Annotated in this window: 15 protein-coding genes and 3 tRNA genes; 6 read left to right on the top strand and 12 right to left on the bottom strand. The window is 57.7% G+C overall.

The annotated features are described in order from the left end of the window. Positions 1 to 8 precede the first annotated feature (8 nt). From corA to lptM, 8 genes are all read right to left on the bottom strand, one after another. A complete protein-coding gene (corA, locus tag ACOTXI_RS21540; RefSeq protein WP_008501540.1) occupies positions 9 to 959 on the bottom strand; it encodes a magnesium/cobalt transporter CorA in 951 nt (316 codons plus the stop codon). A gap of 150 nt (positions 960 to 1,109) precedes the next feature. After that, positions 1,110 to 1,166, bottom strand: coding sequence for a YsgD/CorL family protein (ysgD, locus tag ACOTXI_RS21535; protein WP_212743980.1), 57 nt, complete (start codon positions 1,164 to 1,166; stop codon positions 1,110 to 1,112). A 149-nt stretch (positions 1,167 to 1,315) separates the two neighbouring features. Beyond that, positions 1,316 to 3,478 (bottom strand): DNA helicase II, encoded by a 2,163-nt coding sequence (uvrD, locus tag ACOTXI_RS21530; protein ID WP_058653882.1) that lies wholly within the window; start codon positions 3,476 to 3,478, stop codon positions 1,316 to 1,318. Positions 3,479 to 3,585: 107 nt separating this feature from the next. Next, positions 3,586 to 4,302, bottom strand: coding sequence for a 5-amino-6-(5-phospho-D-ribitylamino)uracil phosphatase YigB (gene yigB / locus ACOTXI_RS21525; RefSeq protein WP_023293565.1), 717 nt, complete (start codon positions 4,300 to 4,302; stop codon positions 3,586 to 3,588). After that, complete coding sequence (gene xerC, locus ACOTXI_RS21520) at positions 4,302 to 5,204, bottom strand: tyrosine recombinase XerC (protein ID WP_008501543.1); 903 nt, start codon at positions 5,202 to 5,204, stop codon at positions 4,302 to 4,304. The genes yigB and xerC overlap by 1 nt, the downstream gene beginning before the upstream one ends. After that, on the bottom strand, positions 5,201 to 5,908 hold the full coding sequence (locus tag ACOTXI_RS21515) for a DUF484 domain-containing protein (protein ID WP_008501544.1): 708 nt from the start codon (positions 5,906 to 5,908) through the stop codon (positions 5,201 to 5,203). The genes xerC and ACOTXI_RS21515 overlap by 4 nt, the downstream gene beginning before the upstream one ends. Next, complete coding sequence (gene dapF, locus ACOTXI_RS21510; RefSeq protein ID WP_008501545.1) at positions 5,905 to 6,729, bottom strand: diaminopimelate epimerase; 825 nt, start codon at positions 6,727 to 6,729, stop codon at positions 5,905 to 5,907. The genes ACOTXI_RS21515 and dapF overlap by 4 nt, the downstream gene beginning before the upstream one ends. A gap of 35 nt (positions 6,730 to 6,764) precedes the next feature. After that, on the bottom strand, positions 6,765 to 6,968 hold the full coding sequence (gene lptM, locus ACOTXI_RS21505) for an LPS translocon maturation chaperone LptM (protein ID WP_021242847.1): 204 nt from the start codon (positions 6,966 to 6,968) through the stop codon (positions 6,765 to 6,767). Positions 6,969 to 7,103: 135 nt separating this feature from the next. Here lptM and cyaY point away from each other — a divergent pair, with 135 nt between their 5' ends. Continuing rightward, the gene (cyaY, locus tag ACOTXI_RS21500; RefSeq protein ID WP_008501546.1) at positions 7,104 to 7,424 is read left to right on the top strand and encodes an iron donor protein CyaY; all 321 of its coding nucleotides are present in this window, start codon (positions 7,104 to 7,106) and stop codon (positions 7,422 to 7,424) included. Between the two features lie 89 nt (positions 7,425 to 7,513). On the opposite strand, the gene cyaA is transcribed toward cyaY, so the two are convergent. Beyond that, the gene (cyaA, locus tag ACOTXI_RS21495; RefSeq protein ID WP_008501547.1) at positions 7,514 to 10,057 is read right to left on the bottom strand and encodes a class I adenylate cyclase; all 2,544 of its coding nucleotides are present in this window, start codon (positions 10,055 to 10,057) and stop codon (positions 7,514 to 7,516) included. Positions 10,058 to 10,406: 349 nt separating this feature from the next. Between cyaA and hemC the strand changes: the two genes are divergently transcribed. The 5 genes from hemC (at position 10,407) to ACOTXI_RS21470 (ending at position 15,888) form a co-directional block, all read left to right on the top strand. Continuing rightward, the gene (hemC, locus tag ACOTXI_RS21490) at positions 10,407 to 11,348 is read left to right on the top strand and encodes a hydroxymethylbilane synthase (RefSeq protein ID WP_045408972.1); all 942 of its coding nucleotides are present in this window, start codon (positions 10,407 to 10,409) and stop codon (positions 11,346 to 11,348) included. Continuing rightward, positions 11,345 to 12,085 (top strand): uroporphyrinogen-III synthase, encoded by a 741-nt coding sequence (hemD, locus tag ACOTXI_RS21485; RefSeq protein ID WP_021242845.1) that lies wholly within the window; start codon positions 11,345 to 11,347, stop codon positions 12,083 to 12,085. The genes hemC and hemD overlap by 4 nt, the downstream gene beginning before the upstream one ends. Before the next feature lie 20 nt (positions 12,086 to 12,105). Continuing rightward, complete coding sequence (hemX, locus tag ACOTXI_RS21480; RefSeq protein WP_023345089.1) at positions 12,106 to 13,302, top strand: uroporphyrinogen-III C-methyltransferase; 1,197 nt, start codon at positions 12,106 to 12,108, stop codon at positions 13,300 to 13,302. Positions 13,303 to 13,304: 2 nt separating this feature from the next. After that, positions 13,305 to 14,504, top strand: a complete 1,200-nt coding sequence (hemY, locus tag ACOTXI_RS21475; RefSeq protein WP_058653881.1) for a protoheme IX biogenesis protein HemY — start codon at positions 13,305 to 13,307, stop codon at positions 14,502 to 14,504. 172 nt (positions 14,505 to 14,676) lie between these two features. Next, positions 14,677 to 15,888, top strand: a complete 1,212-nt coding sequence (locus ACOTXI_RS21470) for an MFS transporter (RefSeq protein WP_087855385.1) — start codon at positions 14,677 to 14,679, stop codon at positions 15,886 to 15,888. Positions 15,889 to 16,394: 506 nt separating this feature from the next. Here ACOTXI_RS21470 and ACOTXI_RS21465 read toward each other — a convergent pair. From ACOTXI_RS21465 to ACOTXI_RS21455, 3 genes are all read right to left on the bottom strand, one after another. Further along, a tRNA-Pro gene (locus tag ACOTXI_RS21465) sits at positions 16,395 to 16,471 on the bottom strand. 45 nt (positions 16,472 to 16,516) lie between these two features. Continuing rightward, positions 16,517 to 16,602 (bottom strand) — tRNA-Leu (locus ACOTXI_RS21460). A gap of 21 nt (positions 16,603 to 16,623) precedes the next feature. After that, positions 16,624 to 16,699, bottom strand: a tRNA-His gene (locus tag ACOTXI_RS21455). Positions 16,700 to 16,733: the final 34 nt, after the last annotated feature.

Below are 16,733 nucleotides of genomic sequence, written 5' to 3'. Positions count from 1 at the left end.
GCGGATTCTCAAAGCCAGTTACGACGCTTAAAGTACAGATACGGCGCCAGCCCGGCGAGGATCATGAAGATAATCGCCCCCGGGTAGCCAAAGCTCCACTTCAGCTCCGGCATAAACTCGAAGTTCATCCCGTAGCTGGACGCCACCAGCGTCGGCGGCAGGAACACCACGGACACCACCGAGAAGATCTTAATGATGCGGTTCTGCTCGATGTTGATAAAGCCCATCGCCGCCTGCATCAGGAAGTTGACCTTCTGGAACAGGGATTCGTTGTGCGGCAGCAGGGATTCGATATCGCGCAGGATCTCACGCGCCTGCTCCAGCTGACCGCCCGGCAGACGCGCCTTGCGCACCAGGAAGTTCAGCGCGCGCTGGGTATCCATCAGACACAAACGCACCTTCCAGCCGATATCTTCCAGCTCCGCCAGGGTGGAGAGCGCTTCGTCGTACTCATCGCCCTGATGGCCTTCCATGATCACGCGACTCAGCTTTTCCAGATCGCTGTAGATGTTTTCAATTTCATCCGCCAGCTGTTCAATTTTGGTCTCGAACAGATCGAGCAGCAGCTCATAGGCGTTGCCGTCCACCATCGCCTGGCTGCGGGCGCGCATGCGGTAAAGGCGGAATGCCGGTAGCTCACGCTCGCGCAGGGTAAACAGACGACCGTCGCGAATGGTAAACGCCACGGTGGAGTTGCCCGCGTGGTCTTCGGCATCTTCGAAGAAGAAGAAGGAGTGAATGTGCAGGCCGTCTTCGTCTTCAAAAAAACGGGCGGATGCTTCGATGTCTTCCAGTTCCGGGCGCGTTGCCAGGCTTTGCCCCAGCTCAGATTGTACGCGAAGGCGCTCATCGTCGTCCGGCTCGACCAGATCCACCCATACGGCATCAATGAGGGGCTGTGACTCTTCGGCTTCAAGCCGAGTCAGTCGGTTATTTTCGAGTTGAAATGCGCTCAACATGACCGGGACTCCCAATGCAAAAAATATCGGACAGTTCGGTGGGCACACAGAAACAAATTGGGTTTCAGACCATTAAACAGCCTGACTCAGCGCGACGGGAATAATGCAGTCGCTGACAACCACTAAGGCCATCAGCAAGAGGAGATAGCCTTAGGAGTTGTTCCTGGATGACAGGGAATTGAGCCAGTATCTACTGGGTGTGTCCAAGGCGAATGTCCTCTTAGCGTAATCGTGCGCGCATGTTACGCCAGCTATAACTGTGGCGTCAACACGCAACGAAACGCTGAAAGGCATTAATTGACCTTCAACGTATAAGGCTAGCAGATTATTACAAAATAATGATATTTTTCTGAAAGTTAGACTGTTTCCAGCTTCGCGTAGGCGGCCACCAGCCATTTAATCCCCTGCCCCTGGAACGCCACCTGCAGGCGGCTGTGCTCGCCGCTGCCTTCCAGATTCACAATGGTGCCTTCGCCAAACTTCGAATGGCGCACGCGCTGGCCCAGCTTGTAGCCGGTGTCGGTTTCCGCAATCGGCGAGCCCATGCGCTGATGGCTGACCGGACGGCTGATGCTCGCCCGCAGACGTACCTCTTCGACACACTCTTCCGGCAGTTCACCGATAAAGCGCGACGGACGGTGATAGACCTCTTTGCCATACAAACGGCGGGTTTCAGCGTAGGTCAGCGTCAGCTTTTGCATCGCTCGCGTCACGCCCACGTAGGCCAGACGGCGTTCCTCTTCCAGACGTCCGCCTTCATCCAGCGACATCTGGCTCGGGAACATCCCCTCTTCCATGCCAACAATAAACACCTGCGGGAACTCCAGACCTTTGGCGGAGTGCAGGGTCATGAGCTGAACCGCATCCTGCCAGGTGTCCGCCTGCCCTTCCCCCGCTTCCAGCGCGGCGTGGGAGAGGAATGCCTGCAGCGGCATCAGGTCCTCGTCTTCTTCGTTGTAGCTGAACTGGCGCGTTGCCGTGACCAGTTCCTCTAAGTTCTCAATACGGGTCTGGCCCTTCTCGCCTTTTTCCTGCTCGTACATGGTGCGCAGGCCGGAGTCTTTAATCACCCGGTCGGTCTGCACGTGCAGCGGCATGTCGGCGGTTTCCTGCGCCAGGGCGTCAATCAGTTCAAGGAAGCGCTGCAGGGCGCTGGCCGCGCGTCCGGCAAGGGCCTTTTCCTGCAGCAGCTCGCGGCACGCCTGCCACAGCGTCAGCTGACGGTCGCGCGAGGCCTGACGCACCACGTCCAGCGTACGGTCGCCAATCCCGCGGGTCGGCGTGTTGACCACGCGTTCAAACGCCGCGTCGTCGTTACGGTTGGCAATCAGACGCAGATACGAGAGCGCATCTTTGATTTCCTGACGTTCGAAGAAGCGCATACCGCCGTAAATGCGGTACGGCATCCCCACCTGCAGCAGCGCCTCTTCCAGCACGCGCGACTGGGCGTTGCTGCGATAGAGAATGGCGCACTGCTCCAGCGCGCCGCCGTTGTCCTGCCAGGTTTTGATGCGGTTGACCACGAAGCGCGCTTCGTCGAGCTCGTTGAAGGCGCAGTAAATCGAAATCGGTTCGCCGTCGACGCCGTCGGTCCACAGCTTTTTACCCAGACGCCCGTTGTTATTCTCAATCAGGGCGTTGGCCGCGCTCAGAATGTTGCTGGTTGAGCGGTAGTTCTGCTCCAGACGGATGGTTTGCGCGCCGGGGAAATCGTTGAGGAAGCGCTGAATGTTCTCCACCTGCGCCCCGCGCCAGCCGTAGATCGACTGGTCGTCATCGCCCACGATCATCACCTTGCCGGTATCGCAGGCCAGCAGGCGGATCCATGCGTACTGGATGTTGTTGGTATCCTGGAATTCGTCCACCAGAATGTTGGTGAAGCGTTCGCGGTAGTGCTGCAGGATGTGCGGCTTGTTGAGCCACAGCTCGTGAGCGCGCAGCAGCAGCTCGGCGAAATCCACTAGGCCGGCGCGATCGCACGCTTCCTGATAGGCCTTGTAGACGTTCTGCCAGGTCTGCTCGACCGGGTTGCCGAAGCTCTGAATGTGGTGCGGGCGCAGCCCCTCGTCTTTCTGACCGTTGATGTACCACATCGCCTGACGCGGCGGCCACTGCTTCTCGTCGAGGTTCATCGCCTTGATCAGGCGCTTCAGCAAACGGAGCTGATCTTCGCTGTCGAGGATCTGGAAATCCTGCGGCAGGTTGGCGTCCATGTGGTGCGCCCGCAGCAGACGGTGCGCCAGACCGTGGAAGGTACCGACCCACATCCCGCCCTGGCTGGTGCCCATCAGCTGGGCGATGCGGTGGCGCATCTCCGCCGCCGCCTTGTTGGTGAACGTGACCGCCATGATGGAGTACGGCGAGCAGTTTTCCACGCTCTGCAGCCAGGCGATACGGTGAACCAGCACGCGCGTCTTACCACTGCCCGCTCCAGCCAGCACCAGCAGGTTGGTGCGCGAGGCGGCAACCGCGTCACGCTGTTTGTCATTAAGGCTGTCGAGCAGGTAAGAAACGTCCATTGGCACCGTCACATAGTATTCAGGAACAGAGCAAAACGCCCGGTGGCGCTTCGCTTACCGGGCCTACAACAGCAAAACCCTGGTAATTTATACAATATTACTGGTGATTATATCAGCGTCGTGAGGGATGCCAACCGCGAAATTTCCACGTGCGGCAGAAGACGGCTATCGGAGGCGATCATCAGGTCAGCGTTTTCCGGCTTGATCCAGCAGGCCTGCATGCCGCAGCGGATGGCGCCCGCCACGTCTGTGGTCAGGTCATCCCCCACGTGCAGGATCTTACCCAGCGGCAGGTTAAGCTTATCCGCCGCCAGATGGTACATGTCGCTGAACGGCTTCGCGCGCCCGTGAGGACCCGCACGCAGCACGAATTCAAAGTAATCGCTGAGGCCGAACAGCTCCGGCTGGGCATTGCCGTTGGTGATGGCCACCAGCGGCCACTTTTCGGCAAGCGTCGCCAGCGTGTCGTGGGTTTCCTGCGGCACGTCGATACGGCTGCGCCATTTGGCGAAGTTTTCCATGGCCGCTTCCGCCCCAATGGCGGCATCCTGCGCACTCAGGCCTACATTCAGCATCGCCTGCTCAACCGCGCGACGACGCCATTCGGTCACGTCGTGGTAAATGTCCGGCTCGGTCTCCCGCAGGGACTGACGCAGCTTCTGGAAGTCCTTGTTCTGCATCGTCTTCAGCGCGGGATGGTAGTTCTGCACAAACGCCAGCGACTCCTGCTCGGTACGCAGGATCACCTCGCGGTTGTCATAAAGAGTGTCATCAAGGTCAAACGTCAGGGCTGAGATCTGACCGAGTGGGCGGTAAAAACGCATTATTTCCCCCGTTTGGCGCGTGGATGCGCCGCGTCATACACCGAGGCAAGGTGTTGGAAGTCTAAGTGGGTATAAATTTGAGTCGTCGACAGGTTCGCGTGGCCAAGCAGTTCCTGCACGCCGCGCAGATCGCCGCTCGACTCAAGCATGTGTGTTGCAAAAGAGTGGCGCAGCTTGTGGGGATGCACGTGGCTGTTCAGCCCCTGCTTAATGCCCCACTCCGCAAAGCGCTTCTGCACGTTACGCGCCGAGATCCGCTTGCCGAGTTTCGACAGGAACAGCGCATCTTCGTCGGTGCCAAACAGCCCGCGCAGGTCAAGCCAGTGCTCAATCCAGGAAACCGCATTGCGGCCAATCGGCAGGCGGCGCTCTTTGCTGCCCTTCCCCATTACCCACACTTCGCCCGATTCCAGGTCGAGATGCTTGAGATCAAGGTTGACGAGTTCAGATAAACGCAGCCCGGCACCGTACATCACCTCCAGCATCGCGCGATCGCGGACGGCCAGCGGATCGTTCAGATCGATATCCAGCAGGCGGTTTACGTCGTCAACGTCAATATTTTTAGGCAGATGGCGCGGCGCTTTCGGCGTGGCGATCCCTTTTGCCGGGTTGGCTTTTATGCCGCCCTGGCTGACCAGCCAGTCGAAGAAGCTGCGCAGCGCAGAGAGCCTGAGCGCCAGGCTTGCCGGGCTGAGATTTTTTTTGCGGCTACGCACAACGAACGCGCGTACCGTCGCAGCATCACATTGTTGCCAGCTTTTCAGGCCGATCTCGTCGGCGATCTGCATGATGGCATCAAGCTGACGCTGATAGTTAAGGAGCGTAATGGGGCTAAGCTGGCGTTCCACGCCGAGATAGCGCAGAAAGCGCGAGACGTCAGTGGCGAGCAGTCCGTCCGTCATACGCGCTCAATCCAGCGCTCCAGCAGCTCGGGCAGCATCAGGGCGATCTCCTGCAGCAGGTGCGTGGCTTGCCCCTGCTCATAGTGATGCGCGTCGCGGCTGGTAAATAAGATGACGCCCAGATCGCCATCGCGCCCCATCAGCGACATCGCCACCGAGCCAATCGCTTTGGCCTCCGGTAACACGACCAGCAGCTCAGGTCCGTTAAGCGGCCCCAGATAGTGGTGCTCATGGCCCAGACGCTGAATGCGCAGCGGTTCAAACGCCTGACGGCTCAGTGCCAGATGGGTAAATCCCGACGGTGCGCCGATGCGCCAGCGGTCAGGGAAAAGACGAATCGTTGCACCCGCCAGCCCCAGCTCGCGGGCCCAGCGGTGGAAGCGGCTGAGGAACTCGTCAAGACTGTGCGCCGACGCCAGACGCGCCTGCAGATGCAGCAGACGATAGAACAGGCTTTCATTGGTGCTGGCCTGCTCCATCAGCAGCGTCATGTTCTCTTCAAGCTGGCTGATGTGGTTGCGCGCGCGCGCCATGTGCCATTCTACCAGCGACACGGTTCCGCGAACCGGATGCGGCACGCGCATCTCTTCGACGACGCGTGCATTGCGAATAAAAAACTCAGGATTGCGCAGCAGATAATCAACAACAGCTCTGTCGTCCAGTTCCGTCACTGTTTCCTGCAGTTCTTCCCCTGGTTGTTTCATAGATGGATAAACCCGTCATAGACATGTGCCGCCGGGCCCGTCATATACAGTGGATGACCCGGTCCTTTCCAGGCGATATCAAGCCGACCGCCCGGTAATTCCACGCGAACCTCTTCAGCCAGTAACCCCTGGGAGATGCCCACGGCCACTGCCGCACAGGCTCCGCTTCCGCAGGCCTGCGTCTCGCCCGCACCGCGCTCGTAAACCCGCAGACGAATGTGCTCGCGCTTCACCACCTGCATAAAACCGATGTTCGCGCGCTCCGGGAAACGTTCGTGGCTTTCCAGCACCGGGCCGAGCGTTTCGACCGCGGCAGTTTCCACATCATCAACCTGAATCACGCAGTGTGGGTTACCCATAGAGACGACGCCGCACAATACTGTCTGCTCGGCCGCCCGCATAATATAGGTCTTTTCCGCTTTGTTTGCGCGAAACGGCACGACGGAAGGCTCGAAGTTAGGCTCGCCCATGTTCACGCGCACCAGCTCATCATCGGTGACGCTGAGCACCATGCGACCATTGGCTGTACTGACGCGAATATCACGCTTGTTAGTCAGCCCTTTCAGGCGGACAAAGCGGGCGAAACAGCGCGCGCCGTTGCCGCACTGGTTCACTTCGCTGCCGTCCGCGTTAAAAATACGGTAGTGGAAATCGAGGTCGGGATCGTACGGCGGCTCAACCACCAGCAGCTGATCGAACCCCACGCCCAGATGCCGATCCGCCAGACGACGGATCAGTTCCGGTGAGAAAAACACATTCTGCGTTACCGCGTCGACGACCATAAAATCGTTGCCAAGGCCATGCATTTTAGAGAACTGCATCATTTGCTCCATTGCGCGGGTACAGAACGTTGTCGTCAGAGATTAACCTGAGTCGGGCCGCCGTTGTCGCCACGGTCGTTAGTATCTGGCGTGGAAGACTCAATGCCGCTGTTAACCGGTTTCGTCGGCGGCGGTGCGGTTTTATCCGCAGGCGGAAAGTACAGTGGTCCCTTCAGCCCGCAGCCAGTCAAGCTAAACAGCGTGATGAGAACGGCAAGCGTTCGGAAAGCGTTTTTCATTATAAAGTTGCCCGTAAGTTCAAATCTGTTTCTATCATCGCAGGAGAAGACACAAAAGCAAGAGTTTGCCGCTTTCCTGCAACGGGAATTATTTAGGGTTATACTGCCGGCATCACGAAAAACAGGAACAAAACCATGAACGACAGTGAATTCCATCGCCTTGCCGACAACCTGTGGATGACCATCGAAGAGCGTCTTGACGACTGGGACGGCGACAGCGATATCGATTGTGAAATCAACGGCGGTATTCTGACCCTGAGCTTCGAAAATGGCAGCAAAATTATTATTAACCGTCAGGAGCCGCTTCACCAGGTGTGGCTGGCGGCCAAACAGGGCGGCTATCACTTCGATCTGAAGGGTGATGAGTGGGTGTGCGACCGTAGCGGCGTACCGTTCTGGGATCTGCTGGAACAGGCCGCGACCGCGCAGGCGGGTGAGGAAGTGCGTTTCAGGTAGTTTTGTTGCCCGGTGGCGGCTGCGCCTAACCGGGCCTACAACGGCTCGAACCGTAGGCCGGGTAAGCATTAGCCACCCGGCGAAAAGGCTCAGGAGAAATACTGCTGCAACAGCGGCGCGGTGTCCTGATTGGCAGGCGCGGCAGGCGTGACGGCCTGAGTGCGGAACGGGATCACCTGCGCACGGCCATCGACGTTCACAATCTGGTAGAACTGCGGCAGGTTAAAGTTGATAAAGCTTGAGCCGTAGGTAAAGCGGTCATGCGAAGAGGAGTAGAAGCGGCTGACGTCGCGCACCAGCTCCTCTTTACTGCCTTCACAATGGTGATACACCTCGGCGCGGTTGGTCTCATCCAGAATGTAGATGTTGAACCCGGCATCGTCGCCCGACTCTTCAAAGAAGAACTGAATAATCCCTTCACTGGCAAAGCCGTCCACCACCTGCGGGAGCTTAACGTGGTTGGTTTCCACCTGCACCGACAGGCCATGCAGCTTGTTATGCGAAATCGCGCCGTAGAATTCAATGGCGTTTTCCAGCTTCTGTACCGACACGTTGAGACGTTCAAAGAACAGACCCCAGGTCTGGCCGGAGACGCGCAGCGCCTTAAAGCGCCCGGTTTCCTGACGGGTACTGGAGAGACGCAGCTCGATACACTCGGAGACCAGCTGCTGCACGCGGGTACGAATCAACCCGCGCAGGTGCTGGCTGTAGCAGAACACTTCCACGCTGTCCGGCGGCGCGGCATCCTGGTGCATCTTGCCGAGAATGGTTTTCAGCGCTTCGATCATCGCCTGCTCGCCGTTGAAGTGCAGGGTACGCACTTCGTTCCACGAGTTGCGGTACAGCAGGTCCACGCTGCCCACCAGGCAGTTTTGCTGCTCGCCAAAGCTAAAGACGTCCAGCTTGCGGAAGTCAAAATGGACCACCTGATTGCGGAAGGCCGCCGTCGGGTCGTATTCCAGGTTGACGATGATCGCCAGATGGCGAATCTCGCACGGGCTGTAGAGCGCTTTTGGCGTCGGCGCAGGCAGACGCAGCGGGAAGTGGTGCGACACATCCGCGACCATCTCCTGCAGCTTAGCGAGATCGACCACCTCGTTGCCTTTGATAAACAGGCGCGTGCGCGAGGTCAGCAGGCCGTTAAACCAGGCCCAGGCCACCAGCTTGTTCAGATAGCGGTTATATTCCAGCGGCTGATGGCTGATGATGGAATCCATGCTTGGCGCACGGTTGTACAGATACCACCCGGTGCGGTTCGCGCGGCCCGGCGGCACGTAGATAAAGGTCAGGTTCGGTTCTGACAGGTCAGGCGAAATCTGCGGGTTAACCAGCGTGACTTTACCCGGCAGCGCTTCAAACGCGGCGTACAGCTTACGGGTCAATACCCCGATATCCTGCGGACTGGCGGAAACGCTGAGGTTGTTGCGGCGCGCAAAGCGGATCAGATTACGGTAGCTTTGCATCATTGCATCGAGCAGTTCGTTGTGCGCTTCACGCACCTGATCGATTTTCCAGTTGGCCCGGTTGTCGAGCATGGACAGACGCGCGTCGTCCCATCCCCACTCTTTTACTAACTGGCTGACCACTTCACGACGCCAGCCCACGCAGGCGCGTTCGCGGCTCAACTTCTCACAGACTTTGAGATAGAAACATCGACGTACCAGGTCCAGACGCGTGGTGTCATCAATGGCTTTCAGGTATTCGGTTACGCGCTCCAGCATCATGCAGTAAGCGTCCAGCCCGAAGGAGACGATCTCCCCGTCGTGCAGGCGCTGCTTGATGTCTTTCGCCAGCAGGCGCGGCGTCGGGTATTCCCAGGAGTAGGCTTCAAGCAGCAGCGTTTTCAGCACCGCTTTGTACGGTGAGTCGATACTCTTATAGAGCTGCCAGAGGCTTGCGCCGAAATACTCTTCCGCAGACAGTGAGCTGAGACCGCCGAGGTCCAGCCATTCGTTTGGCGTCAGTACGCCCTGCGCATAAAGCGACATGACGTAATCGTCGTAATGCTCTTCTTCTTCGCACGGGACCATATTCCACAGAATACGTTTCCCGGCCAGGCGAACGGCAGTACGGTAGAATTCATCCAGCAATAAGATGTGCTGGGTCGAGCCGCAGTCCTCACCACCCAGACTGCCGCTTTCGTTATGGCGGAAACGGTTTTCATCAATCAGGAAGAAGCTCACTTCCACGCCGAGCGAGGCCGCCCAGCTCTCCAGCAGGCTGCATTTACGCTGCAGCAGCTGACGCTCTTCGTTATCGAGCCAGGACTGATGACATACCCAGATGTCCAGGTCAGAAGAACAGCTTTGCCCTACTGATGAGGTGCTCCCCATAGAGTAAACGCCGGTAATCGGCAGTTCACCTTTCGGGGACTCCTGTGGCGGCATGCCCCGGTAGAGTTCCAGCTCGTTCAAATAATGCTGTTGGGTTTCATCAGGCGTGAAAAGGCAAATGCCCTGGGGAACGTTACCATCAAGGTAGCCAGGCATCAGCGGGTGGTGATAGTGCAATAATGTCGGCAGCAGACTGTATACCTGCTGGAAAGCAGGGCCCATAGCAGCAAGCGCGCGATCCACACGCAGTTGATTTATGGCATCCAGTCTCTGTTTCAGAGTCTCAATATAGAGGTACAAGACGTATCGCCTGATGTTTCCGGGTGTCGCAGCTATTCAAAACACGAGTAACAGCGGACCCGCAGTATTTCAAAAAGATAACCGTTACCCTTTTTCGCCCTTATCATTTTTGGTGGTACCGACGAAAAAATGGTCTAAAACGTGATCAATTTAACACCTTGCCGATTGACCGTAAAGAAAGATGCGCTACATACAAGTGTAGCACCGTTCTGTACGTGTAAATTCCTGAATACGGCTCTGGCTGACGAATACGCCGCCTTGTCCCTCTCACTCTTCATCAACCGTAAAACTGCCATCCCAGAGTCAACAATGTTAGGATGGTTAGCGATTGATAATGACGGTAACAAGCATGTTAGACAATGTTTTGAGAATTGCCACACGCCAAAGCCCTCTCGCGCTCTGGCAGGCACATTATGTGAAGCAGCGCCTGGAAGCCTGCCACAGTGGATTGCGCGTCGAGCTGGTGCCGATGGTCACGCGCGGTGACGTGATCCTCGATACGCCGCTGGCGAAAGTGGGCGGCAAGGGCCTGTTTGTCAAAGAACTGGAACTGGCATTGCTTGAGAACCGCGCCGATATCGCCGTACATTCGATGAAAGATGTGCCCGTCGAGTTCCCGGAAGGGCTGGGGCTAGTGACCATCTGCGAGCGCGAAGACCCGCGCGATGCGTTTGTCTCTAACCGCTATGACTCGCTCGACGCGCTGCCAGCGGGTAGCGTGGTTGGCACGTCGAGTTTACGCCGTCAGTGTCAGCTGGCGGAGCGTCGTCCTGACCTGATCATCCGCTCGCTGCGCGGTAACGTCGGCACGCGTCTGGGCAAGCTGGATAACGGCGATTACGATGCCATTATCCTCGCCGTTGCCGGCCTGAAGCGTCTGGGGCTGGAAGAACGTATTCGCGTAGCGCTGCCGCCAGAGCTCTCACTGCCCGCTGTTGGCCAGGGTGCCGTCGGCATCGAGTGCCGTCTGGACGATGCGCGTACCCGCGAGCTGCTTGCCCCACTGAATCATGACGAAACCGCTACGCGCGTAAAAGCGGAGCGGGCGATGAATACCCGCCTCGAAGGCGGGTGCCAGGTGCCAATTGGCAGCTATGCTGAATTGACGAATGGCGAACTGTGGCTGCGCGCGCTGGTAGGCGCCCCGGACGGTTCGCAGATGGTGCGCGGCGAACGTCGCGGTAACGCGCAAGATGCCGAAAAGCTTGGCGTGTCGCTGGCGGAAGAGTTACTGGATAACGGCGCCCGCGAGATCCTGGCTGACGTATATAATGGAGAGCCCCCTGCATGAGTATTCTCGTCACCCGCCCTTCTCCCGCAGGAGAGCAGTTAGTGAGCCGTCTGCGCGCACTGGGGCAGGTGGCCTGGAGTTTTCCGCTCATTGAATTCTCCCCCGGTCGCGAGCTCTCTGCGCTCGCCGACCAGATGAATACCCTTCAGGACGGTGACCTGCTGTTTGCGCTGTCGCAGCATGCCGTGGAATTTGCCCACGCACAGCTGCAGCAGCAGGACATGGCCTGGCCAACCGCCCCCGGCTATTTCGCGATTGGCCGCACAACGGCACTGGCGCTGCATACCGTAAGCGGCGCGGACGTTCGTTACCCGTTAGATCGGGAAATCACTGAAGTCTTGCTACAATTACCTGAATTACAAACTGTTGCCGGAAAGCGTGCGCTCATTTTGCGCGGCAATGGGGGGCGCGAGCTGCTGGGCGAAACGCTGCGTGAACGTGGTGCGAACGTGACGTTCGTTGAGTGCTATCAGCGCTGTGCAAAACACTACGACGGTGCGGAAGAGGCGATGCGCTGGCACGCGCGAGGCATCAATACGCTGGTGGTCACCAGCGGTGAAATGTTACAACAGCTTTGGACGCTGATACCGCTTTGGTATCGCGAAAACTGGTTACTCCGCTGTCGGCTTCTGGTCGTCAGTGAGCGTCTGGCGAACCAGGCCCGGGAACTGGGCTGGCAGGATATTCGGATCGCTGATAACGCCGACAACGATGCGCTGCTGCGCGCATTACAATAACTCTCAAATGGGAAGCCATAATGACGGAACACGACAAATCCTCCGCCGTGGTTGAAGAGACCAGGGAGACTGTGGAGACGACGCCACAGCCAGAGACGACTGAGAAAACCGCTGAGAAGAAAAACGGCAGCAACAAAACAAGCCTCACGCTGAGCGCGATTGCCATCGCCATTGCGCTGGCAGCGGGGGCTGGCCTCTACGGGCTGGTGAAGCAACAGAGCGCTAACCAGACGTCCACCAGCGATGCGCTGGTGAATCAGCTCACTGCCCTGCAAAAAGAGCAGGAGACGCAGAAAACCGAGCTGGAAGCCGTGATTAAGCAGCAGGCCGCCGCGCTTGCCGAAGCGAACAGCAAACAGGAAGAGCTGACCAAACAGCTGGGTGAAGTACAGCAGAAAGTCGCCACGATTTCCGGCACCGATGCCAAAACCTGGCTGCTCTCGCAGGCTGACTTCCTGGTGAAGCTCGCCGGACGTAAGCTCTGGAGCGATCAGGACGTCACCACTGCCGCCGCGCTGCTGAAAAGCGCCGATGCAAGCCTGGCGGACATGAACGACCCGAGCCTCATTACCGCCCGTCGCGCGATTACCGAAGACATCGCCAGCCTATCCGCCGTTTCGCAGGTGGATTACGACGGCATTATCCTTAAAGTGAATCAGCTGTCGAATCAAATTGATAACCTGCAGCTGGCGGATAACAACGACGACGACTCCCCGATGGATTCCGACGGTACCGAACTTTCCAGCTCCCTGAGCGAATGGCGCATAAACCTGCAGAAAAGCTGGCAGAACTTTATGGACAGCTTTATCACTATCCGCCGTCGCGACGAAACTGCCGTACCGCTGCTCGCGCCGAACCAGGACATCTATCTGCGCGAGAACATTCGTTCCCGCCTGCTGGTGGCGGCCCAGGCCGTGCCGCGTCATCAGGAAGAGACCTATAAACAGGCGCTGGATAACGTCTCAACGTGGGTACGCGCTTACTACAACACCGATGATGCGACGACCACCGCCTTCCTCGAAGACATTGATAAGCTGAGTCAGCAGAACATCACCATGAACGTGCCGGACAAGCTGACCAGCCAGCCGATTCTGGAGAAACTGATGCAGACGCGCGTGCGTAACCTGCTGGCGCAGCCGGGCGTGCCGGCTGAGCAAACGGGCGGAGCGGCACCTGCTCCGGCTCCTGCGCCTGAAAGCGCACCGCAGGGAGAGTAACGATGCTAAAAGTCCTCTTACTCTTTATCCTGCTGATCGCCGGGATCGTCCTGGGACCTATGCTTGCGGGTCATCAGGGTTATGTCCTGATCCAGACCGATAACTACAACATTGAAACCAGCGTAACGGGTCTGACGATCATTCTGATCCTCGGCGTGGTGGTGCTGTTTGCGATCGAGTGGATCCTGCGCCGTATTTTCCGTACCGGTGCCCATACCCGCTGCTGGTTCATTGGCCGTAAGCGCCGCCGCGCCCGTAAACAGACCGAGCAGGCGCTGCTTAAGCTCGCAGAGGGTGACTATCAGCAGGTTGAAAAGCTGATGTCGAAAAACGCCGACCATGCCGAACAGCCGGTGGTGAACTATCTGCTGGCGGCCGAAGCGGCGCAGCAGCGCGGTGATGAAGCCCGCGCGAATCAGCACCTGGAGCGAGCGGCTGAGCTGGCTCACGGCGACCCGATTCCGGTGGAAATCACGCGCGTTCGTCTGCAGCTGGCACGCAATGAGAATCACGCGGCTCGCCACGGCATCGACCGTCTGCTGGAAGTCGCGCCGCGTCATCCGGAAGTGCTGCGTCTTGCCGAGCAGGCCTATATTCGTACCGGCGCCTGGGGCTCACTGCTGGACATCATTCCGTCGATGGCGAAGGCCGAGGTGGGCGACGATGAACATCGTGATGAGCTTCAGCGTCTGGCGTGGATTGGCCTGATGGATCAGGCGCGCGCAGACCTGGGCAGCGACGGCCTGAAAACGTGGTGGAAGAATCAGAGCCGTAAAACGCGTCAGCAGGTTCCTCTGCAGGTGGCGATGGCGGAACACCTCATCGAGTGTGACGATCACGACACGGCTCAGGCGATCCTCCTCGACGGTCTGAAGCGTCAGTACGACGATCGTCTGGTGATGGTGATTCCGCGCCTGAAAACCAACAATCCTGAGCAAATCGAAAAAGTGCTGCGTCAGCAGATTAAAACCGTCGGCGATCGACCGCTGCTGTGGAGCACGCTCGGCCAGTCGTTGATGAAGCACGGCGAATGGCAGGAGGCGAGCCTCGCCTTCCGTGCAGCGCTGAAGCAGCGTCCGGACGCCTTCGACTACGCCTGGCTTGCCGATACGCTGGACAAGCAGCATAAGCCGGAAGAGGCCGCCGCCATGCGCCGTGACGGGCTGTTGCTGACCCTGCAAAACAACGGTACCCAGCAATAATCAAAAAGGAGGCCAAACGGCCTCCTTTTTTTATCGCCTTTCTGCTGCTACATTCTTTACACCTGCATCCGCAAACGAGCCCGCCAATGTAACGATCTCTTTTCATTAACTTTTTCTCACACACGCGCACATTCTGCAGCGTGGACTAAATCGTTTTTGAAAGGAAATCGTCATGAACTCGCTTCTGTATGCGCTGATTGAAGCGCTGCGCTGCCACCGCTGGCTGCGCCTCCTTGCTTGTGCTTTTATCTTTTCTTCGCTGGGGAATGGCTTAACCCAGGTCGTGGTCTTCGGCTTGCTGTTAGCATGGTCAGCCCCGCCCGCACTGCTCACCCTCGCTTTTCTTTTCGCTACGGTGCCGGGGTTTATCGGGAGTACGATCGGCGAAAAGCTGTGCTCCCGATGTTCTCCGATCGCCCTGCTGATACTGACCGAGGCACTGGGATTGCTCGCCCTGCTCTTTCCCCTCCTTGGTGTGGGTTATCACAGCGTTACCGCGTTACTCGCCGTGCAATCCACCGAAGCGCTGCTCAGCGGGATGAGCTGGCCCGCGCTGACGTTGCTCTTCAAGCGCGGTCTCAGCGAAGCGGAGCTGCCTGCTGCGACCTGTCTGGAAAATGTGATTTTTGCTTCTCAGGTTTTGCTGGGGACCGGCCTGGGCGTGATGCTGTTTCAGAAGATATCCGTATTTACCCTTCTGGCCATTGATGCCGCCAGCTTTCTCGTGTCACTGCTCATGCTATGGCTGGCTGGACGCCGGTTTTCTGCGCCATCACTCCCGTCCCTCGAGGAAGAGGAAGCCCCTGCGGCATTACGCTGGCGGACGTTGACCGTTCGGCAGAAACGCAGTCTGCTCATCCTGCCAGCGCTGGCGGCCGTCGGCTCGCCGGCCATGGCACTGCTTCCGGCACTGGCACAGCAAATCCATCCTCAGGATGCGGCGGGCCTTGCTCTGCCGCTGCTTTTCGCCAGGAGCCTGGGACAGCTTTGCGGCCCCATGTTGCTAAAAAAAGAGAGCCTGACGCGCTTTGCCGCTCGCACGCCACGCATCATCGTTTGTCTCGGCATCTTTCTGGCCGCTTATGGAATGCTGCCGTTGTTGTCCGGGTGGATGGCATGTGCGCTGGGGATGATCTTTATCGCGCATCTGGCTTCGAATGTTCTGTTCGCGGCCGGGACGTTTGGCGTTCTCAGTAGTTTTCATATTACGCAAACCGCTTCGGCCAGTGGTAAAGCCTGGCGCTGGCAAACGCTCAGCGCCTCTCTCTTCACCGGCATCGCAGCGGCAGTGGCTGCCGGGTTTGGCTCAGTAGCCGCGCTGTATGCTGTCTCGTCAGCGGCCCTTGTGATGGTTGCCCTGATCGTGCGCCGGTATCGGGAATAAGGCATAAAAAAACGCCTGCTATAAAAGCAGGCGTTAAAACAGGTCTGTAAGACAACATATTTGGTGCTTCACTCAACGTTATGTCCATGGTGTCTGATGAGGCCGAAGCGACATCTGTCAGTGGACGATAAGCACCGTAAATGGCTCTGCGTCATTCCGGAGTTTATGAGGCACGAAGGCGAACATAAGAGATGGAATGAGCATCTACACGCATATTATTGCACGTAACGTGCCAACATGACACTCTGAACTTTTACATGACGCAACATTTTAAGATAAAAGGAAATTATGCTGTTAAGCGTCGTCTTAATCGCTACAACATATCGGTCAACGCAGAAATATGTCGCCAGGAGGAGACAGCAAAACCTATGGATAGTAAATATGTTTATTTTCAATGCATTATATGTCGCTGAATCGCGACAATGAAACAGGGCGCTGTCGGGGAATCACTACAGGGGTGAAAAGTGGCACAAAACAAAAAACCCCGCCGAAGCGGGGTTCAAAATTGGTCGGCGAGAGAGGATTCGAACCTCCGACCCACTGGTCCCAAACCAGTTGCGCTACCAAGCTGCGCTACTCGCCGATGTACTGCTTTTTGAATTTTTAGTTCAATTCATTTAAAAAGTCGTGGTGCGAGGGGGGGGACTCGAACCCCCACATCCTAAGGACACTAACACCTGAAGCTAGCGCGTCTACCAATTCCGCCACCTTCGCAATTCACAACTCTTTCAATAATGGGGTGGCTAATGGGATTCGAACCCACGACAACTGGAATCACAATCCAGGGCTCTACCAACTGAGCTATAGCCACCACTGTATTCTTTCACGCGGTACTGACTACTTCT

It is taken from the genome of Enterobacter cloacae complex sp. BZL2005 (assembly GCF_049238885.1).
GTDB classification, from domain to species: Bacteria; Pseudomonadota; Gammaproteobacteria; order Enterobacterales; family Enterobacteriaceae; genus Enterobacter; species Enterobacter roggenkampii.
The sequence above is the reverse complement of the archived record's forward strand: the minus strand, read 5'-3'. Positions and strand labels throughout refer to the sequence as shown.